28 protein-coding genes are annotated in these 24,235 nt (G+C 57.5%); 16 read left to right on the plus strand and 12 right to left on the minus strand.

The genetic code is table 11. The features are described from left to right. The first annotated feature begins 1 nt into the window (after position 1). The 8 genes from secF to RUA4292_RS10055 all read left to right on the plus strand — a co-directional run bounded on the left by secF (position 2) and on the right by RUA4292_RS10055 (position 5,012). The gene (gene secF / locus RUA4292_RS10020) at positions 2-976 is read left to right on the plus strand and encodes a protein translocase subunit SecF (RefSeq protein WP_058277475.1); all 975 of its coding nucleotides are present in this window, start codon (positions 2-4) and stop codon (positions 974-976) included. Then, a complete protein-coding gene (locus RUA4292_RS10025) occupies positions 969-1,739 on the plus strand; it encodes a sulfite exporter TauE/SafE family protein (protein WP_058277476.1) in 771 nt (256 codons plus the stop codon). Before secF ends, RUA4292_RS10025 begins: the two co-directional genes overlap by 8 nt. Then, the gene (locus RUA4292_RS10030) at positions 1,726-2,079 is read left to right on the plus strand and encodes an Mth938-like domain-containing protein (protein WP_058278135.1); all 354 of its coding nucleotides are present in this window, start codon (positions 1,726-1,728) and stop codon (positions 2,077-2,079) included. The genes RUA4292_RS10025 and RUA4292_RS10030 overlap by 14 nt, the downstream gene beginning before the upstream one ends. A 146-nt stretch (positions 2,080-2,225) precedes the next feature. Next, positions 2,226-2,840 (plus strand): heme ABC exporter ATP-binding protein CcmA, encoded by a 615-nt coding sequence (gene ccmA, locus RUA4292_RS10035; RefSeq protein ID WP_058277477.1) that lies wholly within the window; start codon positions 2,226-2,228, stop codon positions 2,838-2,840. Then, on the plus strand, positions 2,837-3,493 hold the full coding sequence (ccmB, locus tag RUA4292_RS10040) for a heme exporter protein CcmB (RefSeq protein ID WP_058274038.1): 657 nt from the start codon (positions 2,837-2,839) through the stop codon (positions 3,491-3,493). Before ccmA ends, ccmB begins: the two co-directional genes overlap by 4 nt. Before the next feature lie 61 nt (positions 3,494-3,554). Further along, complete coding sequence (locus RUA4292_RS10045; RefSeq protein WP_058277478.1) at positions 3,555-4,328, plus strand: heme ABC transporter permease; 774 nt, start codon at positions 3,555-3,557, stop codon at positions 4,326-4,328. After that, positions 4,325-4,483, plus strand: coding sequence for a heme exporter protein CcmD (ccmD, locus tag RUA4292_RS10050; RefSeq protein ID WP_199520000.1), 159 nt, complete (start codon positions 4,325-4,327; stop codon positions 4,481-4,483). The genes RUA4292_RS10045 and ccmD overlap by 4 nt, the downstream gene beginning before the upstream one ends. Further along, positions 4,476-5,012 (plus strand): DsbE family thiol:disulfide interchange protein, encoded by a 537-nt coding sequence (locus RUA4292_RS10055; RefSeq protein WP_058277479.1) that lies wholly within the window; start codon positions 4,476-4,478, stop codon positions 5,010-5,012. Before ccmD ends, RUA4292_RS10055 begins: the two co-directional genes overlap by 8 nt. A 114-nt stretch (positions 5,013-5,126) precedes the next feature. Here the strand turns inward: RUA4292_RS10055 and acnA are convergent, their stop codons facing one another. Further along, complete coding sequence (gene acnA / locus RUA4292_RS10060) at positions 5,127-7,817, minus strand: aconitate hydratase AcnA (protein ID WP_058277480.1); 2,691 nt, start codon at positions 7,815-7,817, stop codon at positions 5,127-5,129. Between the two features lie 231 nt (positions 7,818-8,048). On the opposite strand from acnA, the gene RUA4292_RS10065 reads away from it, so the two are divergent. Then, on the plus strand, positions 8,049-8,750 hold the full coding sequence (locus tag RUA4292_RS10065) for a DUF1223 domain-containing protein (protein WP_058277481.1): 702 nt from the start codon (positions 8,049-8,051) through the stop codon (positions 8,748-8,750). Here RUA4292_RS10065 and RUA4292_RS10070 read toward each other — a convergent pair whose 3' ends face one another. The 4 genes from RUA4292_RS10070 to purB form a co-directional block, all read right to left on the minus strand. After that, on the minus strand, positions 8,751-9,674 hold the full coding sequence (locus RUA4292_RS10070; protein ID WP_058277482.1) for a lysophospholipid acyltransferase family protein: 924 nt from the start codon (positions 9,672-9,674) through the stop codon (positions 8,751-8,753). A gap of 115 nt (positions 9,675-9,789) precedes the next feature. Continuing rightward, positions 9,790-10,881, minus strand: coding sequence for a flagellar motor switch protein FliG (locus RUA4292_RS10075; RefSeq protein ID WP_058277483.1), 1,092 nt, complete (start codon positions 10,879-10,881; stop codon positions 9,790-9,792). 68 nt (positions 10,882-10,949) lie between these two features. After that, positions 10,950-11,489, minus strand: a complete 540-nt coding sequence (locus RUA4292_RS10080) for a tetratricopeptide repeat protein (RefSeq protein WP_058277484.1) — start codon at positions 11,487-11,489, stop codon at positions 10,950-10,952. 379 nt (positions 11,490-11,868) lie between these two features. Then, the gene (gene purB / locus RUA4292_RS10085; RefSeq protein WP_058277485.1) at positions 11,869-13,173 is read right to left on the minus strand and encodes an adenylosuccinate lyase; all 1,305 of its coding nucleotides are present in this window, start codon (positions 13,171-13,173) and stop codon (positions 11,869-11,871) included. A gap of 89 nt (positions 13,174-13,262) precedes the next feature. Here purB and RUA4292_RS10090 point away from each other — a divergent pair, with 89 nt between their 5' ends. From RUA4292_RS10090 to RUA4292_RS24025, 5 genes are all read left to right on the plus strand, one after another. Beyond that, positions 13,263-13,595: a hypothetical protein gene (locus RUA4292_RS10090; RefSeq protein ID WP_145974937.1), complete on the plus strand. Its 333-nt coding sequence runs from the start codon at positions 13,263-13,265 to the stop codon at positions 13,593-13,595. Next, positions 13,592-14,014, plus strand: a complete 423-nt coding sequence (locus tag RUA4292_RS10095; protein WP_058277487.1) for a DUF6314 family protein — start codon at positions 13,592-13,594, stop codon at positions 14,012-14,014. The genes RUA4292_RS10090 and RUA4292_RS10095 overlap by 4 nt, the downstream gene beginning before the upstream one ends. Before the next feature lie 68 nt (positions 14,015-14,082). After that, positions 14,083-14,670 carry a biotin transporter BioY gene (locus RUA4292_RS10100; protein ID WP_058277488.1) on the plus strand — a complete coding sequence of 196 codons (588 nt, stop codon included), beginning with the start codon at positions 14,083-14,085 and terminating at the stop codon, positions 14,668-14,670. 141 nt (positions 14,671-14,811) lie between these two features. After that, positions 14,812-15,369: a hypothetical protein gene (locus RUA4292_RS10105; RefSeq protein ID WP_058277489.1), complete on the plus strand. Its 558-nt coding sequence runs from the start codon at positions 14,812-14,814 to the stop codon at positions 15,367-15,369. Positions 15,370-15,379: 10 nt separating this feature from the next. Beyond that, on the plus strand, positions 15,380-15,730 hold the full coding sequence (locus tag RUA4292_RS24025) for a hypothetical protein (protein ID WP_082637071.1): 351 nt from the start codon (positions 15,380-15,382) through the stop codon (positions 15,728-15,730). A gap of 9 nt (positions 15,731-15,739) precedes the next feature. Here RUA4292_RS24025 and RUA4292_RS10115 read toward each other — a convergent pair whose 3' ends face one another. Further along, positions 15,740-16,954 (minus strand): bifunctional alpha/beta hydrolase/OsmC family protein, encoded by a 1,215-nt coding sequence (locus tag RUA4292_RS10115; RefSeq protein WP_058277491.1) that lies wholly within the window; start codon positions 16,952-16,954, stop codon positions 15,740-15,742. A gap of 241 nt (positions 16,955-17,195) precedes the next feature. Here RUA4292_RS10115 and RUA4292_RS10120 point away from each other — a divergent pair, with 241 nt between their 5' ends. Further along, positions 17,196-17,390: a hypothetical protein gene (locus RUA4292_RS10120; RefSeq protein ID WP_058277492.1), complete on the plus strand. Its 195-nt coding sequence runs from the start codon at positions 17,196-17,198 to the stop codon at positions 17,388-17,390. A gap of 4 nt (positions 17,391-17,394) precedes the next feature. On the opposite strand, the gene dddP is transcribed toward RUA4292_RS10120, so the two are convergent. Continuing rightward, positions 17,395-18,738 carry a dimethylsulfonioproprionate lyase DddP gene (gene dddP / locus RUA4292_RS10125; protein ID WP_058277493.1) on the minus strand — a complete coding sequence of 448 codons (1,344 nt, stop codon included), beginning with the start codon at positions 18,736-18,738 and terminating at the stop codon, positions 17,395-17,397. Positions 18,739-18,861: 123 nt separating this feature from the next. On the opposite strand from dddP, the gene RUA4292_RS10130 reads away from it, so the two are divergent. Next, positions 18,862-19,605, plus strand: a complete 744-nt coding sequence (locus tag RUA4292_RS10130; protein WP_058277494.1) for a heme-dependent oxidative N-demethylase family protein — start codon at positions 18,862-18,864, stop codon at positions 19,603-19,605. A 36-nt stretch (positions 19,606-19,641) separates the two neighbouring features. On the opposite strand, the gene RUA4292_RS10135 is transcribed toward RUA4292_RS10130, so the two are convergent. From RUA4292_RS10135 to RUA4292_RS10155, 5 genes are all read right to left on the minus strand, one after another. After that, on the minus strand, positions 19,642-20,553 hold the full coding sequence (locus tag RUA4292_RS10135) for a hypothetical protein (RefSeq protein WP_233493413.1): 912 nt from the start codon (positions 20,551-20,553) through the stop codon (positions 19,642-19,644). A 199-nt stretch (positions 20,554-20,752) separates the two neighbouring features. Then, positions 20,753-21,541 (minus strand): lytic murein transglycosylase, encoded by a 789-nt coding sequence (locus RUA4292_RS10140; RefSeq protein ID WP_058277496.1) that lies wholly within the window; start codon positions 21,539-21,541, stop codon positions 20,753-20,755. 66 nt (positions 21,542-21,607) lie between these two features. Then, the gene (locus RUA4292_RS10145; RefSeq protein WP_058277497.1) at positions 21,608-22,252 is read right to left on the minus strand and encodes an MSMEG_1061 family FMN-dependent PPOX-type flavoprotein; all 645 of its coding nucleotides are present in this window, start codon (positions 22,250-22,252) and stop codon (positions 21,608-21,610) included. Positions 22,253-22,351: 99 nt separating this feature from the next. Next, a complete protein-coding gene (glnA, locus tag RUA4292_RS10150; RefSeq protein WP_058277498.1) occupies positions 22,352-23,758 on the minus strand; it encodes a type I glutamate--ammonia ligase in 1,407 nt (468 codons plus the stop codon). A 28-nt stretch (positions 23,759-23,786) separates the two neighbouring features. Next, positions 23,787-24,125 (minus strand): P-II family nitrogen regulator, encoded by a 339-nt coding sequence (locus RUA4292_RS10155; protein ID WP_058274017.1) that lies wholly within the window; start codon positions 24,123-24,125, stop codon positions 23,787-23,789. Positions 24,126-24,235: the final 110 nt, after the last annotated feature.

Genomic DNA, 24,235 nt, shown 5'->3' on the forward strand with positions numbered 1-24,235 from the left:
CATGAGACTGAAACTCGTACCCCAGAATACCTCGTTCGATTTCTTCAGCCGATGGAAAATCTGGCTGGGTATCTCGGCCTTGATGATGATCGTGGCGTTCACGTCCTTCATGCTTCAGGGGCTGAACTTCGGCATCGACTTCCGCGGTGGCACAACGATCCGGACGCAAAGCACCCAAGAGATTGATGTCGGAGTCTATCGTGACGCCCTTGCCCCGTTGGAATTGGGGGATGTGACAATCACAGAGATCTTTGATCCAAACTTTGGACCGGATGAGAATGTAGCGATGATCCGTATCCAGGCTCAAGAAGACGCCGAGGCGGTTACATCCGACGTGATCACTCAGGTCGGCGAGGTGCTTGCTGCTGCTGATCCGGGCCTCAAATTGCCATTTGAAAGCGTTGAATCCGTCGGTCCTAAAGTCTCGGGTGAGCTGATCCAAACTGCGGTTATCGCGGTGGTGTTGGCGATCGGGGCGGTGCTGGTATATATCTGGCTGCGTTTCGAATGGCAGTTCGCCTTGGGCGCGGTGGCCGCATTGGTTCACGACGTAATCCTCACCATCGGCATCTTCTCTGAACTGCAAATCCGGTTCGATCTGGCCATCATCGCGGCATTGCTGACCATCGTGGGGTATTCGCTGAACGACACCGTGGTCGTCTTTGACCGTGTTCGCGAGAACCTGCGGAAATACAAGAAAAAGGACCTGAAAGAGGTTCTGAACATCTCGATCAACGAAACGCTCAGCCGGACGGTGATGACCTCGGTTACCACCCTGTTAGCGCTGATCTCGCTTTATGTGCTGGGCGGGGACGTGATCCGCGGCTTTGTTTTCGCGATGATCTGGGGCGTGATCGTAGGGACGTATTCCTCGGTCTTTGTGGCCTCGACCATCCTGCTGTGGCTGGGCGTCAAGCGCGACTGGTCGAAGCCATCCAACAACGCGGGCAACCAGTTCGCAAATGTGGATGCCTGATCTTCTCGGCCAGTCCCCAACGGGGCTGGCCGTTATCTTTTTTGCAGCGACACTAGGCGGCATCGTACGCGGGTTTTCCGGCTTTGGCACCGCGCTGATTTTTCTGCCTCTGGCCACTCCGTTCCTCGGCCCGTTTGGGGCGCTGATCGGACTGACGATCATGGATATTTTTGGGCCACTCCCCAACCTGCGGCGGGCGTGGCGCGCCGTAGACCGCGGAGACCTGGCACGGTTGGTGCTTGGCTGCGCTTTGATCCTGCCTGTTGGCTTGTGGGTCCTCACGCAGGTCGAGCCCGAGGTGTTCCGATACGCGGTCAGCTTACTGGCCTTGTTCATGCTCGCAATCCTGATCCTTGGATTACGCTACCAAGGCCGCGTGCGACGCGCGATGGTGACAGCCATCGGTGGCGCTGCGGGGTTTCTCGGCGGCGTCGCTGGGTTGCCTGGACCGGCGGTGATCCTGTTCTACATGTCCCGTCCGCTGCCGGTAGAAGTCATTCGGGCTACGATCCTGCTGTTCCTTTTCGGCTTCGACTTTCTTATTTTTGGCTTTCTGTCTGCTATGGGGCGAGTGACTTTCGACAGTGTTGTTCTGGGGCTGGCTTTGTCGGTTCCGAACCTTTTGGGCAATTGGCTGGGCGGCTGGCTGTTCAACCCGGAAAAGGGAAAGCTCTACCGCACCGCCGCCTACGTTGTCATCGCGCTGGCCGCCTTGTCGGGCCTGCCGCTTTGGGGCATAGAAGATATCCATGCGGTTGAATGAGATCACATATAACAACGCAACACCGGTCGATGGCTACGGGCCCGGCTTTTTCCGTATTGGTGGCCAGGTCCACGAAGGGGCGGTTCTGACCGGTCCATCGGGCACCACCGGTTGGGGCGGATACGACGATCAATCCTCTTTGCTTACACTGGCTGGGCATGTGGATGTCCTGTTGATCGGAACGGGCGCTGATCTGGCCCATATCCCCTCAGACCTTCGAGCGGCGCTTGAGCAGGCCAGCATAGGCGTTGAGATCATGAACTCTCCTGCAGCCTGCCGTACCTACAATGTACTGCTCTCCGAAGGCCGCCGCATCGCGCTGGCTTTGCTTCCCACCTGACGGGATCCGTTTCATCTGGCCAAAAATATCCCAGGAGCGCGAAGGGCTGGCCCCTCATTTTCATGCTTATCCGGCAGCGGCTCGGGCATTGCCCTGCGGCAAATCCCGCCTTTTGCCCCTATGCGCAATAAGATAAGCGGGAACGTATGACACTGACCGTAACCGATCTTGCCATCACCCGCGGGTGTATCCCCGTGCTCGAGGGGCTCAACTTCTCGCTTCAATCCGGGCAAGCACTGATCCTGCGTGGGCCAAACGGGATCGGCAAAACAACTTTGCTGCGTACACTTGCGGGGTTGCAGCCGGCGTTGAGCGGAACCATTGACGGGGCCGAGGATCAAATTGCCTACGCCTCGCATTCCGACGGGTTGAAGCCAACGTTGACGGTTGTGGAAAACCTGACCTTCTGGGCCTCGGTCTTTGGGACAGATGACGTCCAACCGGCATTGGATGCCTTTGCCTTGAACGAGCTGTCGGACCGCCATGCGGGAAACCTGTCCGCCGGGCAGAAACGTCGCCTTGGACTGGCCCGGATGCTGGTCACCGGGCGGCCGATCTGGATGCTGGACGAACCGACGGTGTCACTGGACAAAAGCGCCGTCCAGATGTTTGCCGATACCGTTCGTGCCCATCTAGGGCAGGGCGGTTCCGCCCTGATCGCCACCCATATCGACCTTGGTCTGGACGGTGCGGTGCTGGATGTGGGTCCCAACAAAGCCAAACCAAAACCCATCGACGACTTTGACGGAGGCTTCCTGTGATCGCCCTGCTGCTGCGCGACCTGAAACTGGCGTTCCGCGCGGGCGGGGGTTTTGGCCTTGGTCTGGCGTTCTTTTTGATTGTGACCGTTCTGGTGCCGTTCTCGGTCGGCCCGCAATCTTCGCTGTTGTCGACCATTGCCCCGGGTGTGCTTTGGCTGGGCGCGCTTTTGGCCTGCCTGTTATCGCTTGATCGTTTGCTTGCGTTGGATTGGGAAGACGGGTCGCTTGACCTGTTGGCCACCGCGCCCTTGCCACTTGAGGCGGTTGTGTCGATCAAGGCGCTGGCCCACTGGATAACAACGGGTTTGCCACTGGTTCTGGCCGCGCCGTTTCTGGGTGTGCTACTGAACTTGCCGGTGCCAGGCTTTTTCTGGCTGGTGATCTCACTTTTGGTCGGCACCCCGGCCATGAGTGTGATCGGGACCTTTGGCGCAGCTCTGACTGTCGGCCTGAAACGCGGCGGGCTATTGTTGTCATTGCTTGTTCTGCCGCTGTATGTTCCCACGCTGATCTTCGGGGCCGAAGTCGCACGCCGCGGCGCCACGGGGATGGAGACGCAGACACCGCTGTTGATGCTGGCAGGGATCACGGCGGCCACGATTGCTCTGTTGCCTTTTGCCAGCGCAGCCGTGCTGCGGATCAACCTTCGGTGACACGGTCGCAGTTTGACTGATGTCAATTGAGAACAAACACGAGTCGGACTAAATAGAGCCCATGTCTTTCGCAGCCAAAGCCAATACCCTCTGGGAGTACGCCAACCCGCGCAAATTCCTCGCGACCAGCGAGCGGGTCCTGCCGTTCTTCTGGATGACTTCTTTTGTGTGTCTGGTCGTCGGACTGATCTGGGGCTTTTTCTTCACGCCAGATGACTACAAACAGGGCTCGACCGTCAAGATCATCTACCTGCATGTGCCTGCGGCGCTGATGGCGATCAATTGCTGGCTGATGATGCTGGCCACATCTTTGGTCTGGCTGGTGCGCCGCCACCATGTCAGTGCACTCGCTGCGCGAGCGGCAGCTCCCATCGGTATCGTGATGACCCTGATCGCGTTGGTAACCGGCGCGATCTGGGGGCAACCGATGTGGGGCACGTGGTGGGCCTGGGATCCACGCCTGACGGCTTTCCTGATCCTGTTTCTTTTTTACCTTGGCTACGTAGCCCTGTGGGAAGCGATCGAGGATTCCGATACAGCCGCTGATCTGACCTCGGTCCTGTGTCTGGTAGGGTCGGTTTTTGCCTTGCTCAGCCGCTATGCGGTGAACTTCTGGAACCAAGGCCTGCATCAGGGGGCATCCGTGATGCGCGCCGCAGCCGTCACCGGCGCGGATACCGAAGAAAAAGTCAGCAACATTTATTTCTATCCGCTGCTGGTATGTATCATCGGATTTGTGCTGCTGTTCATTGCGTTGGTTCTGTATCGCACAGGAACGGAAATCCGGGCGCGACGGATTAAAGCGTTGCTGGCGCGAGAAAGGCTAAAGGGATGATCCCTGATCTTGGAAAGTATGCCGACGCGGTCCTGTGGTCCTATGCAGCCTCGCTGGGGTTGCTGATTGCACTGGTCGCTCTCAGCGTAATGCGTGGGCGCAAAGTCCGGGCGGAAATGGAAAAGCTCGAACACAGGATGTCACGCAATGGCTAAAATCTCACCCTTGATGATTGCGCCGCCGTTGATCTTCGGCGCTTTTGCCGTTTTGGCCGGCATTGGCATGTTCCGGGATGACCCCGATGCCTTGCCATCTGCACGCGAAGGGCAGCCCGCCCCACCTGTCGTTCTGACCGAGTTTCCGGGCAAAACGTTGTTCGACGATGACACCCTGCGTGATGGTGAGGTCAAGCTGGTCAACTATTGGGCCAGTTGGTGTGCGCCCTGCCGGGCTGAGCACCCCAACCTTGAGGCGCTGTCCGAAGAGGGCATCTCGGTATATGGCATCAACTACAAGGATCAGTTGGCCAATGCCGAAGGTTTTCTGACCGAACTGGGCGACCCATATGAGGCCATCGGACGGGATGAACAAGGGCGCATGGCGCTGGACTGGGGTCTTTACGGTGTTCCGGAAACTTATGTGATCGACGGAGAGGGCACGATCATTCTGCGCTTTGCAGGTCCGATCACGCAGCGCGTCATCGAAAGCAGGATACGCCCGGCATTGGAAAAAGCCAGCCAGTGATCTGATCCGTTGCCATGCGGAGCGTGCCTGCTGCACGCGCTCTATTTCTTATTTCTGCTAGTTGGGCTGACACCCAAGAAAAAGCCCCGGCGCATTGGCCGGGGCTTTGTTGCTTTAATCTTCCTTGGCAAGGTTCCGCAGCACATATTGCAGCACGCCGCCGTTTTCAATGTATTCGATCTCGGGCGCGGTATCGATCCGGCATTTCAGCGTGATTGTTTTCTCGGTTCCGTCGCCGAAGATGATGGTGCAGGGCACTTCTTGCAGCGGCTCGACCGAATCCAAGCCATGGATCGAGACGGTTTCGTCGCCTGTCAGGCCCAGTGTCTTGCGGGTGTCGCCGCCGGTGAACTCGAACGGGATTACGCCCATTCCAACCAAGTTGGACCTGTGGATACGCTCAAAGCTTTCGGCGATCACGGCTTTGACGCCCAGCAAGGCCGTGCCCTTGGCAGCCCAGTCCCGGGATGAGCCGGCGCCGTATTGCTCGCCACCAAAGACGACCAGCGGAAGGCCTAGTTCCTGGTAGGCCATTGATGCTTCGTAGATCGAAGCCTGTTCGCCGTCAGGACCTTTGGTATAGCCGCCTTCGACGCCGTCCAGTATCTCATTCTTGATGCGGATATTGGCGAATGTGCCACGCATCATGACCTCGTGGTTGCCGCGGCGGGAACCATAGGAGTTGAACTCACGCGGTTGCACCTGACGTTCGATCAGGTACTGACCGGCAGGCGAGGTGCTTGCAAAAGACCCTGCGGGTGAGATGTGGTCGGTCGTGACCATGTCCCCAAGAACCGCCAACACCTTGGCCCCTTCGATATTTGAGATCGTGCCCGGCTCGGCACCCATTCCCTGAAAATAGGGAGGGTTCTGGATATAGGTTGAAGCCGGCGGCCAGTCATAGGTTTCCTGTTGCGGAACCTCGACGCTTTGCCATTTCTCATCGCCTTTGAAGACATCCGCATATTTCGACTGGAACGCTTCCCGGGTGACAGTTTCCTGCACCAGCTCGGCAATTTCGCTTTGGGTCGGCCAGATGTCCTTCATGAAGACGTCATTGCCGTCCTTGTCCCGCCCAATCGGCTCGGATGTCAGGTCGATATCCATGGTGCCAGCCAACGCATAGACTACAACCAGCGGTGGCGAGGCGAGGTAGTTGGCCCGCACGTCCGGCGAAATCCGGCCTTCAAAGTTGCGGTTGCCGGACAGAACGGACGTGGCGACCAGATCACCCTCGGCAATTGCTTCACTGATCTCCCTCTGAATCGGGCCAGAGTTGCCGATGCATGTGGTGCAGCCATAACCAACCAGGTTGAACCCGATGGCATCCAGATGTTGCTGCAGGCCAGCCGCCTCAAGGTATTCAGACACAACCTGCGAGCCGGGGGCCAGCGATGTTTTTACCCAAGGCCGACGGTTCAGGCCCAGCTCATGCGCCTTTTTTGCAACCAGACCGGCCCCGATCATCACGTAAGGGTTCGAAGTGTTGGTGCAGGATGTGATCGAGGCGATCACGACCTTGCCCGATTCCATGCCGTATTCTTCACCTTTGACTTCGATCTGCTTACCTATCGGGCGCTTGAAGGTATCCGCCATTTCTTTGGTAAATGCCGCTTTGGCGTCGGTCAGCGCGACATAGTCCTGAGGGCGTTTCGGGCCGGAGATAGCGGGAACGATCGTGCCCATGTCCAGCGTCAGAGTGTCGGTGTAGATGGGCGCGTAGTTCTCATCACGCCAAAGGCCGTTTTCCTTGGCATAAGCTTCGACCAGTGCCAGGCGATCTTCATCCCGACCGGTGTTACGCATATAGCGCAGGGTCTCACCATCAATCGGGAAGAAGCCGCAGGTCGCGCCGTATTCAGGTGCCATATTAGCAATGGTTGCGCGGTCAGCCAGCGGCAAACGGCCCAGACCGCTCCCGTAGAACTCGACGAATTTGCCAACCACGCCTTGCGCGCGCAGCATCTCGACGACTTTCAGAACAAGGTCAGTGCCTGTGGTGCCTTCGAGCATCGCGCCGGTCAGCTCAAAACCTACAACCTCAGGGATCAGCATCGATATCGGCTGGCCCAGCATCGCGGCCTCGGCCTCGATCCCGCCGACACCCCAGCCCAGAACGGCCATGCCATTGACCATGGTGGTGTGGCTGTCGGTGCCAACCAGCGTGTCGGGGTAGGCGACTTCGTCGCCGTTCTGGTCGGTGTCGGTCCAGACGGTCTGGGCCAGATATTCCAGGTTCACCTGATGGCAGATGCCGGTTCCGGGGGGAACAACACGGAAGTTGTTAAAGGCCGACTGCCCCCATTTCAGGAACTGGTAACGCTCCATGTTGCGTTCATATTCGCGATCAACGTTCATCTGGAACGCGCGCGGGTTGCCGAATTCATCGATCATGACCGAGTGGTCGATGACCAGATCAACCGGGTTCAGCGGGTTGATCTTCTGCGCATCGCCGCCCAGTCCCTTGATGCCATCGCGCATCGCTGCCAGATCAACAACAGCCGGAACGCCGGTAAAGTCCTGCATCAACACGCGGGCAGGGCGATACGCAATCTCGCGCGGGTTCTTGCCGCCATTACGTGCCCATTCGCCAAAGGCTTTGATATCGTCGACCGCGACGGAAAAGCCATCGTCCTCGAACCGCAGCATGTTCTCGAGCACCACTTTGAGCGCGGCGGGAAGCTTGGAAAAGTCACCCAGACCGGCCTCTTGCGCGGCGGGGATAGAATAATATGAAATGGATTTGCCATTCACGCTAAGGTTGCGGCGTGTTTTGGCGGTATCTTGTCCGACTTTGATGGGCATCTGTGGCCTCCCTCTGAAATGACTTAGATCCCGGGATTCGCTAATCTTTATCTGCATCACCAACGCCTTTGGTTCAAGGACCAAGGTGGTGAGCTCGTTGAGTTATGTATACCATTGCACACAAAATTTAAGGATCTGGATGGTCGCATGTCTCAAGAAACGTTGATTGGAGGTTGAACAGGCTTGCGTTTAAACCGGGCAGTACACCCAGCCAAAGGCCCGAGACCCGTAATGTTCAGATCCATTCGCGCGACAACGCTAGTTTCCTTGTTTCTCTCCACAGCAGCCTTGGCCGAGGGCGACCCGGTTGTGGTTGAGTTGTTCACATCTCAGGGCTGTTCGTCCTGTCCGCCTGCCGACCGGATCATGCATGATTTGGCCAAACGCGACGATGTGATCGGCCTAGCACTGCATGTGGATTACTGGGACTACATCGGCTGGAAGGACGAATATGCCGATCCGGATCACACTCTGCGCCAGCGCACTTATGCGCGAGAAGGTGGGCGGTCGATGATCTATACGCCTCAGATGGTGGTGAATGGGCAGCAGGATGTTGTCGGAGCGCAATCGCGGGAACTGGATCGTTTGATCAATGCGCATCTCAAGGCCGCCCCGCAAGCGTCCGTGACGGCCGCGCGCTCAGGTGATGATGTGACGGTGGATGTGACGCCGGTCGAACTGCCGGCCGGGGAAACCTATGACATCAGGGTCATTCAGTATTCACCGGTGCGCCATGCCTCGATCCGACGTGGAGAGTTGGCTGGCCACGATCTGGACTATGCCAATGTTGTCGAGGCCTGGCATATGGCAGGTCAATGGGACGGCGTCGCGCCTCAGGCGTATTCGGTAACCGTCGACACAGATTATCCCGCAGTTGTGCTGGTGCAAAGGGCAGGGCACGGCCCGATCGTGGCAGCCGCGCGAGTCAAATAATCAGGGCATGTCCTCGGGCTGCACGCCCAATCCGTTCCAGGCTTTCCAGCGCCGGTGGATCCAAAACCACTGACCCATATGCTGTCTCACCATGGCCTCAAGATCGTCATTGGTGAACTGGGTCATGGTCTTCGGATCTGTATGCGGCACCGGGTCGTGTAGCACGATTTCAAAATCCACGCCGTTTGGTTGCCGCACCGCATAACACGGGATCAGGACGGCGTTGTATCTCATTGCCAGTTCTGCATTCAGGACTGAGGTCACGGCGGGCTTGCCAAAGAATGTCAGCTCTTCACCGCCATGGGCGTGCAGATCGGATACGATCGCGATGATCCCATTTTTTTTGAGCGAACGCACCATCTCGACCATTCCGCGACGGCCCTGTTCAAACATCGGCGAGCCGGTCTTATGGAACGCCTCGACATACATGTCGTTGAAATAAGGGTTCGCCATGCGGCGATAGAGGCACCCAATTGGTTGGCCGCTGCGTTCCTGCAGAGCGATGCGTGCCGCCAAATAGTGACCAAAATGCGCGGTGATCATCATGATCGGTCGCCCTTCGGCGACGGCAGTGTCAAATGCGGCAACACCCGAGCCGCTTACCTTTGCCGTGCGCTGACGTTCGGTGAACCCTTCCGGCGAAAAATGCTCCATAATCGCGCGACCAGCATTGTCTGGAACGGCGCTGCAAATTCTGTTGACCTCGGCCTCTGACAGGTCAGGGCAGGTCAATTTCAAGTTGCTGCGCACGCGTTTGGTAAAGCCGATCAACGGTGAAAGCCCACGTGCGATTGCGCCCATGGTGGCCAGGCGTGTTTCATAGGGCAACAACCTCAAGGTCCCGATCACGCCCTTCATGAACAATCCAGTGATGTAGTATTTTCTAAGCTCTGTGCGGCTTAGTTCCGACTTTTCGACGGGCATGAATAGGTCTCACCGGCTGTTGCGATTTGCCGGGCAAGACATACAAGGGGGAAACCGCAACCACAAGCGTTGCAAACCAAAGCCATGCTTTGTCCTGCCGGATCGGACTTGCCCGTCACTCTTCGTTATCCTCTTCGATCAACGCTATTGCGCCTTCGTCGACCAGTGTTCGAATTGAGCCGATGACAAGTGTCATCGCTTCTTCGGCTTCTGCCAGCTTCACCTTGCCGCGTTCGGTGATTTCCTCGCGCAGGTTATCCGCCATACGCGTCGACATGTTGGATAGCAGGAAATCGACCGCGGCTTTGTCATTCTCGGCCGTGGCGCCAGCCAAGGCGGTGACGAGATCAGCCTGATCCAATCCACGCAGAATCGCAGGCACGTCCCGGGGCAAGATGCGGGCCGGGATATGGGCGAAGGTGAATATCGATTGGCGCACCAAAGCTGCAAAGTCGGTGTCTTCTTCATCCAGGGCCGTCAAAAGCCCGTCGCGCGTCGCTGCGGCTGATTGGTTCAGAATCGCGCCGACCCGCGCTCCGGGGCCATCCGAAAAGGCCGTTGCGGGGCGTCGATCAAGTTGCGCCGCTAGCGACCAGCCAATCCGTTCAACCGCCTCGGGTGTGATGTTGGCCGTTTTGGACACGGCATAGGTGATGCGCCGCGCGACCGGGCCGGGCAGGTGACCCAGAAGTTGCGCGGCATTCGCAGTTTCCAGCTTGGACAAGATGACCGCTGCAATTTCAGTGCTTTCGGCCAGAGCGATGGTGGCCAAATCTCCTGTCGGGATTTCGCGCAGCCGTTGCCACGGATCGCCGATCTGGCGCACCCCGGCTTCCTTCCGCAACCTAGCCGCTGTTGCCGGCGTAATCTTGTCGCTGACCGCATCCAAAGCACCGGCCAGCCCATGCGGAAAGGACAGGCCGACACTGTCCAGAGCTTCGGCAAACTCTTGTGCGACGGATGCCAGCGTGATGCGATCCTCAAGGCCCATCTGACCCAACTGGTGCGTCAGCTTTTCCTGCAAATCGTCGGGAAGCTCTTCCAGGGGGATATCTGCGCCCTCATTCAACAAAAGGCGCACAACGACGGCGGCTTTTTGTCGGCTGCTCAGCGCCTTGGGAACGACGCGGGGCGCGTCGTTCTGGGCGTCGGCTGTGGGTGTTGATGTCCCCGGTGCCAGTTGAACCAAAGAGTTTGTGTCCTGCATCTGCCTGTGGTGCCAAGTTTCTGTTCCACAGGCAGATTACAGAGAGTCGGGTAAAGAAAGGCTGAAGTTTAATAGTTGTATGTCAGCCCTGTGCGGATCGCCTCGCGCAAGGATGCCTCGGCCCAAGTGCCTTCACCGCCGCGCGCCTTGATCTCGCGCCACTGTGCGATGGCAAGATCGGTTTTTCCTTCGGTGACAAAGCCCTGCCCCATATAGCTGCGCGCCAGTATGTTGTCGGGATTCGCCTCAATGGCGTTCGAATAGAAGGCATTCGCCAAATCAAGCTCACCCATTTTGCGGTAGGTGAAACCCCAGTAGGTCAACACGCGATCATCATCCTGATCCATGATGCGCAGGATGTCCTGTGCATTTTCGATCTGTCCATCATAGGCCAGTTCGCGCACGGCGTCATACAGCTCTTCTTCAGTAAAGTTGGTCTTGTCCGGCTTCACGCACCGTCCGGCGTCTTTGTCATAGACGCGACCGAAGAAACACTTCTTGGTCGTGTTGGTCGGTTTTGGCGGGCTGCTGTCACCGCCAGCGGCGATCGCGACCGGCGCGAATGCAAAGGCCTGAAGGGCGATGGCTGAAGCGAGTACTAGGCGCATTTTCCTACTCCGTTGTCTGGGCTACTTACAGAAAGCATAGTGCGTTTCTCTCAAAAGCTAACAACCGAAGGCTCGCGTTTATTCACGAATAAGGAATTTTTTTCTCAGCTACTCACAATTTTGGCGCAGGTTTGGGCTTCTGCATCCCAATACGTACCCGGCGCGCAGGACTGGGTTTGCTTGGAATGGCCACTACAAGCCAAGGCAACGGAGGCTGAACAACTAAGGGCCACAGCGCAAATCAAAGTGCGGATCATCGTGTTTCTCCTGTCCGGACATACACGGGCATCATAGCCTGTTTTGGCCTGTCTGGCAAAAGAGCAGGGCCCGGATCGCGTCACGCGAACCGGGCCCTGCGAAGCATTTGATCAATCGCGGTTTATTCGCCGAACACGCGGGCGAAGATCGTATCAACGTGTTTTGTGTGATAGCCGAGATCGAATTTCTCTTCGATTTCTTCCGGACTCAGCGCGGCGGTGACGTCCGCGTCTGCCAGCAGTTCTTCTTTGAAATCGGTGCGGTGTTCCCAGACTTTCAGCGCGTTGCGCTGAACCATGGCATAGGCATCTTCGCGGCTGACACCTGCTTGTGTCAGCGCCAGCAGAACCCTCTGGCTCATCACAAGACCGGGGAACTTGTTCATGTTTTCGATCATGTTCTCGGGGAAGATCAACATCTTGTCGATCACGCCTGTCAGTCGCGCCAGTGCAAAATCCAACGTGATCGTGGCATCCGGCCCGATCATGCGTTCGACCGAGGAATGCGAGATATCGCGCTCATGCCAGAGTGCCACGTTTTCCATCGCCGGGATCACTGCCGCGCGCACCATGCGGGCCAACCCGGTCAGGTTCTCGGTCAGCACCGGGTTTTTCTTGTGTGGCATGGCCGAGGAGCCTTTCTGACCCATCGAGAAGAACTCGGCCCCCTCCAGCACCTCGGTGCGCTGCATGTGGCGGATTTCGATGGCGACGTTCTCGATGCTGCTGGCGATAACCCCCAGCGTGGCAAAGAACGCAGCATGACGGTCGCGCGGGATGACCTGAGTGCTAATCGGCTCGGGCACCAGACCCAACTGGTCGCAGACATGCTCTTCCACACGCGGGTCAACATTGGCGAAGGTACCGACCGCGCCGCTGATCGCGCCAGTGGCAATTTCAGCGCGGGCGTCGCGCATGCGGGACAGGTTGCGGTCCATCTCGGCGTAAAAACGCGCGAAAGTCAGGCCCATGGTGGTTGGCTCTGCGTGGATGCCGTGGCTGCGACCGATACGGACGGTATCCTTGTGTTCAATCGCGCGGCGTTTCAGGGCAGCCAGCAGACCTTCTAGATCTGCGATCAGCAGGTCGGCGGCGCGGGTCAGTTGCACGTTGAAACAAGTGTCGAGTACGTCCGAGCTGGTCATGCCTTGGTGGACAAAACGCGCCTCTTCACTGCCGACATGTTCGGACAAATGGGTCAGGAAGGCGATGACGTCGTGTTTGGTAACCGCTTCGATTTCGTCGATGCGAGCCACGTCGAATTCCACATCCTTGGCCTTCCAGACAGCCTCGGCATTTTCGCGCGGGATCACGCCCAAATCAGCCATGGCGTCGCAGGCATGTGCCTCGATCTCGTACCAGATGCGGAACTTGGATTCGGGCGACCAGATGGCGACCATATCGGGGCGGGAATAGCGTGGAATCATTGGCAGCGGCACCTTATTGTGATTTGGCAGGAGGCGTTGCGGCGGGGTTTAAACCCGCACAGACAAAGGAACAAGGCGCGAGTGCGAATATGAGACGGTTTGCCCTGATTTTGGCCCTTTGGCCCGGTTTTCTGGTGGCAGAGGAGTTCAAAACGCTGACGGGGGATGAAATTCTGTCGGTATTGACCGGACAGAAGCTCGATTACGGGGAAGGTATCTGGCAGACCTTCGATGACACGATGCTAACGCAGTATTTCACGGGCGGGCCCAGCGCAGGGCGGTGGGCAGTGCGCGAGGATCGTTATTGCTCGGTCCGGCCGCCTTCCGATTTTTGGGCCTGCTATGATGTCCAGCAAAGTGGCAAAGTGATCCGGTTCGTTGATGATAACGGTGCCACAACCGACGGGACACTCGCCGAATGAGCCTGCCGCGGAGACTGTCGGATTTCGAAGGCCATTGGAGCCTGACCCGGACCATTCTGGATATGCAGGCGGGGCAGGTGGTGCAGGCCGATGGTCACACGGTCCTGAGCCCGACCGAGGACGGCTTGATATACGACGAAGAAGTCACGCTGCGTGTGCCGCGGCAAGCCGAGATGAAAGGCACGCGCAGGTACCTGTGGCACGCGGCGGGTGAGGCGATTGCCATAAATTTTGACGACGGCCGCTATTTTCACCGGCTGGCCTTGGGCCAGGCACATGCGTCTGACCACCACGATTGCCCGCCCGACAGCTATTATGCTGTCTACGACTTTTCGGCCTGGCCAGTCTGGTCAGTGCGCTGGATCGTCTCGGGACCCAGAAAATCTTATGAAATGAGCACCGAATATCGGTTAAGATAGCGTAATCATGTTGCAGCCAAAGCTCTAAGCGGGCATTTCTGCAGTTGAAAATAGGTGGAGACATAAGAATGAATGCGAATGTACTGGCCAATGCGATTGGCCCGCACGAAGGCACCGCGCTGCGCGTCAAGCAAGTTGTGCTGGTGGCACTAGGTATTCTTGCGCTGGCAATTGCTGCCAAGATCAAGGTTCCGATGTGGCCTGTCCCGATCACAATGGGCACCTTTGCCGTGCTGACTATCGGCACCGCCTATGGCACGCGTCTGGGGTTGGTCACCATGCTGGGTTACCTGCTGATCGGTGCGTTGGGCTTCGATGTGTTCGCAGGTTCCTCGGCCGAGAAATTTGGTCTGACTTACATGATGGGCGGTACCGGCGGCTATCTGGTCGGGTACCTGCTGGCAACCGTTCTGTTGGGCGCACTGGCCGCGCGAGGCTGGGACCGTTCGTTCGGCAAGATGGCGTTGGCTCTGGTTCTGGCAAATGTCGTGATCTACGTGCCCGGTCTGCTGTGGCTGGGTCAGCTGTACGGATGGGACCAGCCGATCCTGCAGTGGGGTCTGACACCCTTCTTGGTGGGCGACGCGATCAAGCTGGTGCTGGCTGCACTGCTGATCCCTGGCCTGTGGAAAATGGTTGGCGACGCTCGTTCGTAAGGTTCGGCCGATTTAAGCCTGACGAAGCCGCGCCCGGAGATATCCCGGCGCGGTTTTTTTGTGCCCTCACATTGGGATGCTGGACAAAAGGGGCCACTGCGGGCCAATCTGCATTCAATGAAATCATCAGGTTATTGATATATGCATATTCAATTAGCTTCGACACTCGCTGTTTGCGCTTCGCTTTTGCTGAGCGGTGGGACGGCATCAGCTGATACTCCGGTCACGTATACAGACAACAGGCGCGCGCTGTTCGGCTTTTCTGTACCCGACTTCTGGGCGTTGCGCACCGGCGGTCCGCGCGAAATTGCGGATACCGAACTGGGCGATTCACGTGCCGTTGCTCGGGTCATGGGGATGCGGCCAGTCACGGACGATAATGTCTGGATGGGCTTTGTGTCGCCTGCAGGTGTGGCCTCGATCGAGGGCGGTCTTCGGTACCTTGAGGATATCGACAGGTTTCTAGTCAAAGATCCAACAGTGTCCGAGACAACCACGACGCGCATTGGCGGGTTGCCCGCGCGTGTTATTCGCGGGACCGGCAGTCGCGAAGGGCGCGGCGTGAACTTCACTGTTTCAGTAATCGACTTGCCAAAGGGGCGCGTGGCCATCGCCGTTGCGATCCTGCGGGACGGCGCCGATCCAGCTTATGTGGACGATCTGAACGCCGTGTTCGCGTCGTTCCGGTCCCTGCAGTGAGGAGGCGCACATGACCCGCAAACTGATCAAACGCGCAGCCCTTGCCCTTGGATTGGGGGCAGCAAGCCTGACGCTTTCGGCATGTGATGGTGTAACCGTCGGGGTAGGTTACGGGTATGACCCGTTCTACGACTCGATGCTGTGGAATGACTATTATCATGACGTAGACGTGGACATTGACATCGACCGGCCGGATCGCCCCAGACCGCCAGATGGTCGCCCACCGGCGCGTCCTGTTCCACCTATCGCCAAGCCACCGAACAGACCACCGGTGTCGCGACCGCCGAACAGGCCACGGCCACCGGCCGCACGACCCCCGGCGGCCCGGCCACCCATTCACCGCCCCGCAGGGCGGCGGTGAGCTGACGAGTCAGTCCAGTAATTCAGTTGTGATCTGGGCTGACCCTTCCAAGGTTCTGTGGACCGGGCATTTGTCCGCGATTTCCAGCAATCGCGCGCGTTGCTCGGCTGTCAGCGGACCTTCAAGGCGGATCTTGCGGCGGAACTGATCGACTTTTCCTTCGTTGGCCAGCCCCGCATCCTGCGCATGCACCTTATTGTGGCACACATCGACTGAAACGGTTTTCAGCGGCCACCGCTTGCGCCGCGCGTACATGCGGATGGTCATCGATGTGCAAGCACCCAATCCAGATGACACGAACCCGTAGGGCGACATGCCGCGGTCGGTGCCGCCGTATGAGGCGGGCTCGTCCGCGACAGCGTGGTGCCGGGGACCGGATTGGATATCCTGCAGGAACCCTTCCGGATCAGCTTCGGTCACGCGAACAACACCTTCGGGTGCGCCAGGTGGTGGGGCCGGCGGGCAGAGCTTGACGTAGCGCGTAACCCAAGCGGTGATCACGTCCGCCGCGTATTCAGCGTCGGATGCGCGGGTAATCAGGTGATCGGCATCGTCGAGGGTCACAAAGCTCTTGGGATGTTTGGCCGCCAGGAAGATTGTGCTGGCATTGTCGATGCTTACGGTCTCGTCCCGAGGTGCATGCAAGATCAGCAAAGCGGCCTTCAGGTCTGCGATGGCCGGTATCAGGGCCGCTTCGGAAATATCATCCACAAAGGCTTTGCCGATGCGGAAAGGACGCCCGCCCAACATCACGTCCGCCGATCCAGCCTGCGTGATCTCAGGCAGCGCATCTTCGAATTGATGCGCTACATGGCCCGGATCTGCGGGTGCACCCAAAGTGACCACGGCCTTGACGCTGGGAATGCCAGCACGGGCGCGCAACACAGCGGCACCACCCAGCGAATGGCCGATGAGCAATGCTGGAGCCATGTTGCGGTCAGCTAGATAATGCGAGGCTGCGATCAGGTCTTCGACATTGGAGGTGAAGGTTGTGTTGGCAAACTCCCCGCCGGAATGACCCAGCCCGGTGAAATCAAATCGCAGAACGGCGATGCCCATTGCCGCCAGTCGGGCCGCGATCCTGCGCGCGGCAGGGATGTCTTTGGAACAGGTGAAACAATGCGCAAATAGCGCCGTGGCCAGGACCGGCCCGTCCGGCAAATCCAGGCGCGCGGCCAATTGGTTGCCGTCGTGACCGGCAAAGGTAATGCGTTCGGTGGGCATGATAGTTCCTTGTTCGTCGGGATGACCAATAGTGTGTGCTTCCTACTGGCCGCTCAACCCCAATGTAAGAAGCGTCACGGGAAGGTGAGTGAAGCGAGCAGATTGAGCGCAATCCTTTGTCTTTGCTGTGAACCTAAAACATCAAGTTTCGTGAAGTATAATCCCAAAAATATTCGTTTTACTAATTTATACCACCTCCCCATCTTACGACCATCGCAAACTTGCAGCCTAGGAGGTTCAAATGGCACATACTGCAATGGATCCAAGGGGCGTGGTTCTACGCCCGGATATACTGGCCGTGATTGCCCTGACTGGGGTGATCGGATTTGCGGTTGGTCAAACCCTGCCGCCGGTGGCATCTACTGAGGCGCAGGTTGCTGATCCCGTGTCCGAAGACTGGCACGGAAATGTCAGCCGGTCACATTGGTCGAACTGAAACGTTAGCTTAGGCCCATGAGCTGTGAATCAAAGGGATAGGTGGTCAGGTTCTCATATCCGTCTTCGGTGATCAGAACCTGATCCTCCAGCTTGATCGAGAAATCTCCGCCAACCTCTCCAACGGCAGCCTCGACACACAGGACCATGCCGGGTTCGAGCGCGTAGTCGTAAGAGCCCGCCACTGCCTTGTCCGGATAAGCAACCAGAGGCCACTCATCGCACAAGCCGACGCCGTGCATCAGGCAGCCGTATTTCTGCGCCAGAAACTTGTCGTCCAACGTGTGAGCATTGGCTGTCAGTTCCGGAATCATCACCCCGGGCTTCAGCATCTCCATGTTGGTCATGATATGCTCATGCGCGTGCTGCATGGCGTACACCATGTCGGGCCGCGGTTTTTCGTCGCCGATCCACCATGTGCGCGAGATGTCGATGCAGATGCCGTAGGATCCGATCAGGTCGGTATCAAAGGCGATGATCTCATTCTGTTGGGTGATCCGGGGACCGCATTCCTGAAACCAAGGATTGGTGCGCTGACCCGAAGCCAGCAGACGGGTTTCGATCCATTCGCCGCCGCGCCTGATGTTTTCGGCATGCAGCACCGCCCAGATATCATCTTCGGATGTCTTTCCGTCACCTACATTGGCGCGCGCGAATTTCTCCATTTCCGCCACAGCGGTTTCGCAGGCGTGATTGGCACAGCGCATGGCAAGGATTTCGTCCGGGCCTTTGATGGCGCGGGTCTTTTCCGTCGCCTCTTCGCCCTCCATGATTTCGAACCCTTGCGCCTCAAGCGCACGCAGGCCGTGCAGCATGATCTTGTCCACGCCGAGACGCTTGTTGCCGCCACCATGTTCGTCGATCAGAACGCGCACCTCGTTTGAAAACACGTCCGCGGCCACGTCGACTTTGTCACCGCGGTCAAAGTAGAACAGGTCGGCGCCGGATCGTTGCTCGCGCACCAGCGGGTTGAACGTGGAAAGGAACGGAGAGTTCTTATAGTCCCAAATCACCATGTAGCCGTCGGCGCACAGCAGAACCGCGCGAAACGGATTGTGCGTGTTCCACAACTGCATGTTGGTGCTGTCGGTGGCATAACGAATGTTCAGCGGGTCGAACATCAGCAGCCCGCCATAGCCGCGTTCGACAATGGCTTGCGTCAGTCGTTTCCAACGGTGTTCGCGCATCCGGGCCAGATCGGGCAGGGCAAGGCCGGCCTTTTCCCATTCTGAAAATGCAAGCTGCGTCGGGCCAATCTCAATCCGGTCGTTTTCATTCGGGGTACCATCACCAAGGGTCGCACCTTTGGTCGGGTCGATCTTGCGGCTGTCGCGGTAGTGTCGGTTCATGGTGGGTCTCCCTGTCTGTACTTTGAGCGTGAAGAATCAATCTCCCGCCGTCTTGAAGGTTTGCGACGGTGCGTTCGTCGCTTTTTGACCGACAAGCGGACATTCTGATGATACGTCAAATTCATGACGACCATTCTTCAGACTTCAATTCCGTATGACCCGCTGGACAAGCGCCCATTGCCAGGCATTCAGCCAGCAAGCATGGACAACTGGTTGCACCACGATGATGCGTTTGCCGCCCAGATGCAAAGACGCGAGGACCTGTTGGTCAGTCATCGTTCGGATGTTCTGGCGATGGATGCAGGTGCTAAACCCGCTGCGCAGGAGTTGTTGGATATTGTCCTGAACCAAGTCTATCCCGAGTGCACAGATCACGTCGCTCGCCCGGACGGGGCAAGTGTTACGATCGATCTGGATCAGCCATTGGATACGCTGTGCCGATTGGTGCAGGAAGATTTCTGCATCCTGCAAAAGCAGGGGGATGAACATGTTCTGACCGGAGCAATCCTGTGTTTTCCTGCCAGTTGGCGTTTGTCCGAGAAATTCATGCGGCCCCTGATCGACATCCATCTGCCTGTTGACAGCTACAACGCCGACATCGCCCGGCGGGTTCAGCGGTTGTTTGACGGGATACAGCCAGGGCGCCCTCTGCGGCGATTCAATGCGCTGTGGTATGAGGACGCCGAGCTGCATCAACCTCGCAGTGCATACGACCGACGGGCCCCACAGGAGCCAGGACACGCCCGGTTCCTGCGGAGTGAGCGGCAGACGTTGCTGCGCCTACCTAAGACACAGGCCGTGGTTTTTTCGATCCATACATATGTTCTGGCGGCAGAGCAGGTGCCAAAAATGGAAAACCCCGCCTGATGGCGGGGCCTCCAAGGAGGGTCATTTCATACCAGGCTACATGCCCAGCGCGCTGGCAGCGCCCGCAAGTGCCCCGCTTGTGCTGAGAGCGGAGATCGCGATCGAATACACCAGCACCTGAGTGTTCAGGCGGAAGTCTTCGCCCCTTATCAGGTTCACAGCGGCCAAAGAGGCCGCAATCGGGACGGACACGCTTGCCACGGCACCCGTCAATCCCCAACTGGTCAGTCGGAGGATATCGCTGGGTTGCTCGTGGACGAGGGGGGGCGTGTCGTCCCGATCGGTAGGCTGCTCGGTAGGTTCTGTCCGAAAAGCGATGCTGAGCAACTGCTCATCTGACAGCTGGATTGGCCGGGCTACTGGGGTCAGCGCTTTTTTTTCTGGCTCATCCAGGTCTTCTGCGTCAGTAACATTCAGTTCGGCAAACGGGCCTGTCACTGCCTCGAAAATCTGTTTTCTGTCACGCGGCCTGCTTGGGGCCAGCGTGTCAAATGCGCTCATGAATTGTTCGATGGTCAGAACGGTGTTGGGCGACAGCCATTCGACCCGCTGGGTCGCGCAGACGTCAACCATTCTGTAAAGGATCACGACCAGCATCAGCTCGGAAACTTCGCTGTCATCCAATAGGGGGGAAACCGGGGTCACAGTGATCGTCAGCCGGTTATTCGGCAGGGTGACGATGGGTCTCTGGATTGTCTTCAGACCTGCGGCGCGGTTGAGGCGCTCGAACCGGTCTTCGGTTTCGGCAACCTTAGTATCCAGCGTCAGGCGCACCAGATACTGACTGGACACAATGCTGGCTTCGGTGCTGTTCTGCAGAGACTTGCGCTCGACCAGGTGACCATAGTCCGCAAGGGTCTTGGCAACGATGTCGCTGAACTGCTCGATCGCGTCCTCGGTCTTACCGTCGAATTGCAGACCACCGTGATAGCTGTGCTTCGGAGTCACTGCACTGTCCTTTGTCGCATCCTGTGTTTGGAAACAATCTAGCAAGTGATCTGGGGCAGATTTGGGCAAAAATGGAAAAAAATGAGAAATCGGGCAGATTGATTACGCTATGGAAACCTAGGCATTTTAAGGGCTTTTTGACGTCTGTGGCGACAATGTGGCCGAAATCGGGTGTAACTGCCGGAATCCCAAGCCAGCTTCAACCATCGATTCGGGCAGCCATTATTGCAATGGATTGTTGGTAAACCGAGGCGGCATTCCACTGTTGAATGACTGCAAAGTTTGGCTGACCCTGTTGATAGCCCCGACCGGGTTTCCAGCCCTTCTTACGCAGAAAATTGGCAGTTGAGGCCAATGCATCGGTCATATTGTAAAAGTCGACCTGACCGTCGCCGGTGGCATCAACCCCGTATTGCATGGCATTGCCTGGTAGGAACTGGGTGTGCCCAAGTTCGCCATGTTTTGCCCCTTTTGTCGCTGTCGTAATGCTGCCCTGATCGACCAACTTCAGCGCCCCGATCGCGTGAGGAATGAAAAATTCGGACCTGCGGCAATCATAGGCCAGTGTTGTGATTGCGGAAACAACCTGACTGTCCCCCATGAAATTTCCGAACCCGGTTTCCATGCCGTGAATGGCGATCAGTACCCCGGCCGGTACGCCGTATTGACGTTCGAGCGCCGCATAGAATTGTGGGTTGCGCGCTCTGCGTTTGCGCCCTTGCGCCACGATGGTGTCTGCCCCTCGGACGCGCATGAACTTGTCTAACGAGTATTTAAAGCTCTTTTGATTGCGGTCCGCGGCTATGGTTCGCGTGGCGTATTGGGATTGGGCCAGTGCCTGCAATCCTTTCTTTTTGACGCCCGCGCGTTTAGCCTGTTTGGCAAAGTCCTTCTTCCATGTCTCAAAGCCGCTACTGGTGTTGCCGCAAGGTGCCGCAGAAGCTAGGGCGGGAAGGGATAGAGCGAACAGGAGAGCGAAGCGAAGCATCAGGGAAACTTGGAAAATTGCATTGTCAGGAAAAGAGTACGCTGCATTTCTCTGTCCGAAAAGACGTTAGTACAGGTCCAGCTCTCCGGTACCTTTCAAACTTTCAAACCACTCATCTGGTGTTTTGTCGATTTTGGCGTGTTTGACCATCATCGCGTTCATATTGGGTAGGTCCGAGGAATTCGGCCATTCCTCCGGCCGCCACAGGTTCGCGCGGATCACACATTTGGGGCAGTGTGCGAACACTGTTTCGACGTGAATGACCAAGGCCAGTTTCGGCGAGCGGTTGTTTATTGCCATGCTATCCAGCAAGTCGCTGTCTTTGCATAAACGGGCAGTGCCACGAAGGCGCAGAGTTTCCATCTTGCCCGGCACGAAGAATATCAGGCTGACACGTGGGTCCAGCAAAATATTGTGGAACGTATCCACGCGCTTGTTGCCGGGTCGATCAGGGATTGCGATCAGTGTGTCGGATAACACATTTACGAACCCTTCTGGATCACATCGGGGCGAGATGTCCAGATAGCCACTTGGATTGGCCGACGCAATCAGGCAGAATGTGGATTTAGCAATAAAGTCGCGGCACATCTGGTCCAGCCCGGACAGCTCTTTGGCGATGATCTGGGGCAGGGGCGCTCCGGTTATGCGCTCCAGTTCATCGCTCGAAGTCACGAAGTCAGTGAATTGAGAAAAGGGGGCGTCTGATGACATGCGATCTCTCCTAACCGGGTGGGTCGAGTTTGAGAGATCGTACCAAACGAAACAAGGGCGCCCGAGTGGACGCCCTTGAATTTTAAACCGCAAATCGGATCAGCAGCTGTAGTACATGCCGTATTCAACCGGGTGCGGGGTGTGCTCGTAGGTTTCGACTTCTTCCATCTTAAGTGCGATGTAGCCGTCGATCTGGTCCTTGGTGAACACGTCGCCCTGCAGCAGGAAGTCGTGATCCGATGCCAGAGCTTCCAGAGCTTCGCGCAAGCTGCCGCAGACGGTCGGGATATCGGCCAGTTCTTCGGCAGGCAGATCGTACAGGTTCTTGTCCATGGCTTCGCCCGGATCGATCTTGTTCTTGATGCCGTCCAGACCGGCCATCAGCAGAGCGGCAAATGCCAAGTAGGGGTTCGCCGCTGGATCGGGGAAACGAGCCTCAACGCGCTTGGCTTTCGGGCTTTCGGTCCATGGAATACGGACGCAACCCGAACGGTTACGGGCCGAATAGGCGCGCAGAACTGGGGCCTCAAAGCCCGGGATTAGGCGCTTGTAGCTGTTGGTCGCCGGGTTGGTGAAGGCGTTCAGCGTTTTGGCGTGCTTCAGGATGCCACCGATGAAGTACAGTGCTTCATCCGACAGATCGGCATATTTGTCGCCTGCGAACAGTGGCTTGCCGTCTTTCCAGATCGACATGTTCACGTGCATGCCGGTGCCGTTGTCACCTGCGATCGGTTTCGGCATGAACGTGGCCGATTTACCATAGGCGTGCGCGACGTTGTGGATGATGTACTTATACTTCTGCAACTCGTCGGCCTGTTTGGTCAGGCTGTCAAAGATCAGACCCAACTCGTGCTGACACGACGCCACTTCGTGGTGGTGCTTGTCGACCTTCATGCCCAGACGCTTCATGGTCGACAGCATTTCCGAACGCAGGTCCTGCGCTTCGTCGATCGGGTTCACCGGGAAGTAGCCGCCCTTGACGCCCGGACGATGGCCCATGTTGCCCATCTCGTATTCGGTGTCAGTGTTCCACGACGCGTCGGTCGCATCAACTTCATAAGATACCTTATTGATGCTGTTGGAGAAACGGACGTCGTCGAACAAGAAGAATTCCGCTTCAGGGCCCATATAGGCCACATCACCGATACCCGATGCTTTCAGATAGGCTTCGGCTTTCTGAGCGGTGCCGCGCGGGTCACGCTCATAGGCTTCGCCGGTGTCGGGCTCAACAACCGAGCAGTGCACACAGATGGTTTTTTCCGCGTAGAACGGATCGACATATGCGCTGTTGGTGTCGACCATCAGTTTCATGTCGGATGCTTCGATCGACTTCCAGCCCGCGATGGACGAACCGTCGAACATGAAGCCTTCTTCCAGGAAGTCTTCGTCAACCTGATCGGCCATCAGCGTGACGTGCTGAAGCTTGCCGCGGGGATCAGTGAAGCGAACGTCGACGTACTCGGCGTCCTCGTCTTTGATCAGCTGAAGAACTGCGTCCTTGCTCATAACTTAATATTCCTCTGCTTTGAGTTTGTTACAGCGCTTCCGGGCCGGTTTCCCCGGTCCGGATGCGAATGGCTTGTTCAACGGGCGAGACAAAGATCTTGCCATCGCCGATTTTGTCAGTTTTGGCTGCCGCAACGATGGCGTCGATGGCTGCGTCGACCTGATCGTCGTCCAGCACAACCTCGACCTTCACCTTGGGCAGGAAATCGACGACGTATTCCGCGCCGCGATACAGTTCGGTGTGGCCCTTTTGACGGCCAAAGCCCTTAACCTCGATCACGCTGAGACCCTGGACGCCGACATCCTGCAGCGCCTCTTTAACCTCATCGAGTTTGAACGGCTTGATGATCGCTTCGATCTTCTTCATTCCGGGCTCCTGTTAACTCTTGTCAGTTTGGCACTGACCACGTCTAAATTCGGGCGGCAATGTGATTGCGATACCGGCCCGAGCTGGGCGCTGAGAAAATGGGCGTCGGG

It is taken from the genome of Ruegeria atlantica (genome assembly GCF_001458195.1).
In the GTDB taxonomy this organism is placed as follows: Bacteria; Pseudomonadota; Alphaproteobacteria; order Rhodobacterales; family Rhodobacteraceae; genus Ruegeria; species Ruegeria atlantica.

Excerpts from the sequence above, each read along its gene's own strand:
- RUA4292_RS10130 (WP_058277494.1), top strand. The coding sequence starts at position 18,862 with ATGACGACCATTCTTCAGACTTCAATTCCGTATGACCCGCTGGACAAG.
- ccmA (WP_058277477.1), top strand. The coding sequence starts at position 2,226 with ATGACACTGACCGTAACCGATCTTGCCATCACCCGCGGGTGTATCCCC.
- acnA (WP_058277480.1), bottom strand. The coding sequence starts at position 7,817 with ATGCCCATCAAAGTCGGACAAGATACCGCCAAAACACGCCGCAACCTT.
- RUA4292_RS10045 (WP_058277478.1), top strand. The coding sequence starts at position 3,555 with ATGTCTTTCGCAGCCAAAGCCAATACCCTCTGGGAGTACGCCAACCCG.
- secF (WP_058277475.1), top strand. The coding sequence starts at position 2 with ATGAGACTGAAACTCGTACCCCAGAATACCTCGTTCGATTTCTTCAGC.
- RUA4292_RS10030 (WP_058278135.1), top strand. The coding sequence starts at position 1,726 with ATGCGGTTGAATGAGATCACATATAACAACGCAACACCGGTCGATGGC.
- RUA4292_RS10025 (WP_058277476.1), top strand. The coding sequence starts at position 969 with ATGCCTGATCTTCTCGGCCAGTCCCCAACGGGGCTGGCCGTTATCTTT.
- RUA4292_RS10070 (WP_058277482.1), bottom strand. The coding sequence starts at position 9,674 with ATGCCCGTCGAAAAGTCGGAACTAAGCCGCACAGAGCTTAGAAAATAC.
- glnA (WP_058277498.1), bottom strand. The coding sequence starts at position 23,758 with ATGAGCAAGGACGCAGTTCTTCAGCTGATCAAAGACGAGGACGCCGAG.
- RUA4292_RS10100 (WP_058277488.1), top strand. The coding sequence starts at position 14,083 with ATGAATGCGAATGTACTGGCCAATGCGATTGGCCCGCACGAAGGCACC.
- ccmD (WP_199520000.1), top strand. The coding sequence starts at position 4,325 with ATGATCCCTGATCTTGGAAAGTATGCCGACGCGGTCCTGTGGTCCTAT.
- RUA4292_RS10145 (WP_058277497.1), bottom strand. The coding sequence starts at position 22,252 with ATGTCATCAGACGCCCCCTTTTCTCAATTCACTGACTTCGTGACTTCG.
- RUA4292_RS10115 (WP_058277491.1), bottom strand. The coding sequence starts at position 16,954 with ATGCCCACCGAACGCATTACCTTTGCCGGTCACGACGGCAACCAATTG.
- RUA4292_RS24025 (WP_082637071.1), top strand. The coding sequence starts at position 15,380 with ATGACCCGCAAACTGATCAAACGCGCAGCCCTTGCCCTTGGATTGGGG.
- RUA4292_RS10140 (WP_058277496.1), bottom strand. The coding sequence starts at position 21,541 with ATGCTTCGCTTCGCTCTCCTGTTCGCTCTATCCCTTCCCGCCCTAGCT.
- dddP (WP_058277493.1), bottom strand. The coding sequence starts at position 18,738 with ATGAACCGACACTACCGCGACAGCCGCAAGATCGACCCGACCAAAGGT.
- RUA4292_RS10105 (WP_058277489.1), top strand. The coding sequence starts at position 14,812 with ATGCATATTCAATTAGCTTCGACACTCGCTGTTTGCGCTTCGCTTTTG.
- RUA4292_RS10055 (WP_058277479.1), top strand. The coding sequence starts at position 4,476 with ATGGCTAAAATCTCACCCTTGATGATTGCGCCGCCGTTGATCTTCGGC.
- RUA4292_RS10080 (WP_058277484.1), bottom strand. The coding sequence starts at position 11,489 with ATGCGCCTAGTACTCGCTTCAGCCATCGCCCTTCAGGCCTTTGCATTC.
- purB (WP_058277485.1), bottom strand. The coding sequence starts at position 13,173 with ATGATTCCACGCTATTCCCGCCCCGATATGGTCGCCATCTGGTCGCCC.
- RUA4292_RS10155 (WP_058274017.1), bottom strand. The coding sequence starts at position 24,125 with ATGAAGAAGATCGAAGCGATCATCAAGCCGTTCAAACTCGATGAGGTT.
- RUA4292_RS10095 (WP_058277487.1), top strand. The coding sequence starts at position 13,592 with ATGAGCCTGCCGCGGAGACTGTCGGATTTCGAAGGCCATTGGAGCCTG.
- RUA4292_RS10120 (WP_058277492.1), top strand. The coding sequence starts at position 17,196 with ATGGCACATACTGCAATGGATCCAAGGGGCGTGGTTCTACGCCCGGAT.
- RUA4292_RS10065 (WP_058277481.1), top strand. The coding sequence starts at position 8,049 with ATGTTCAGATCCATTCGCGCGACAACGCTAGTTTCCTTGTTTCTCTCC.
- RUA4292_RS10090 (WP_145974937.1), top strand. The coding sequence starts at position 13,263 with ATGAGACGGTTTGCCCTGATTTTGGCCCTTTGGCCCGGTTTTCTGGTG.
- RUA4292_RS10075 (WP_058277483.1), bottom strand. The coding sequence starts at position 10,881 with ATGCAGGACACAAACTCTTTGGTTCAACTGGCACCGGGGACATCAACA.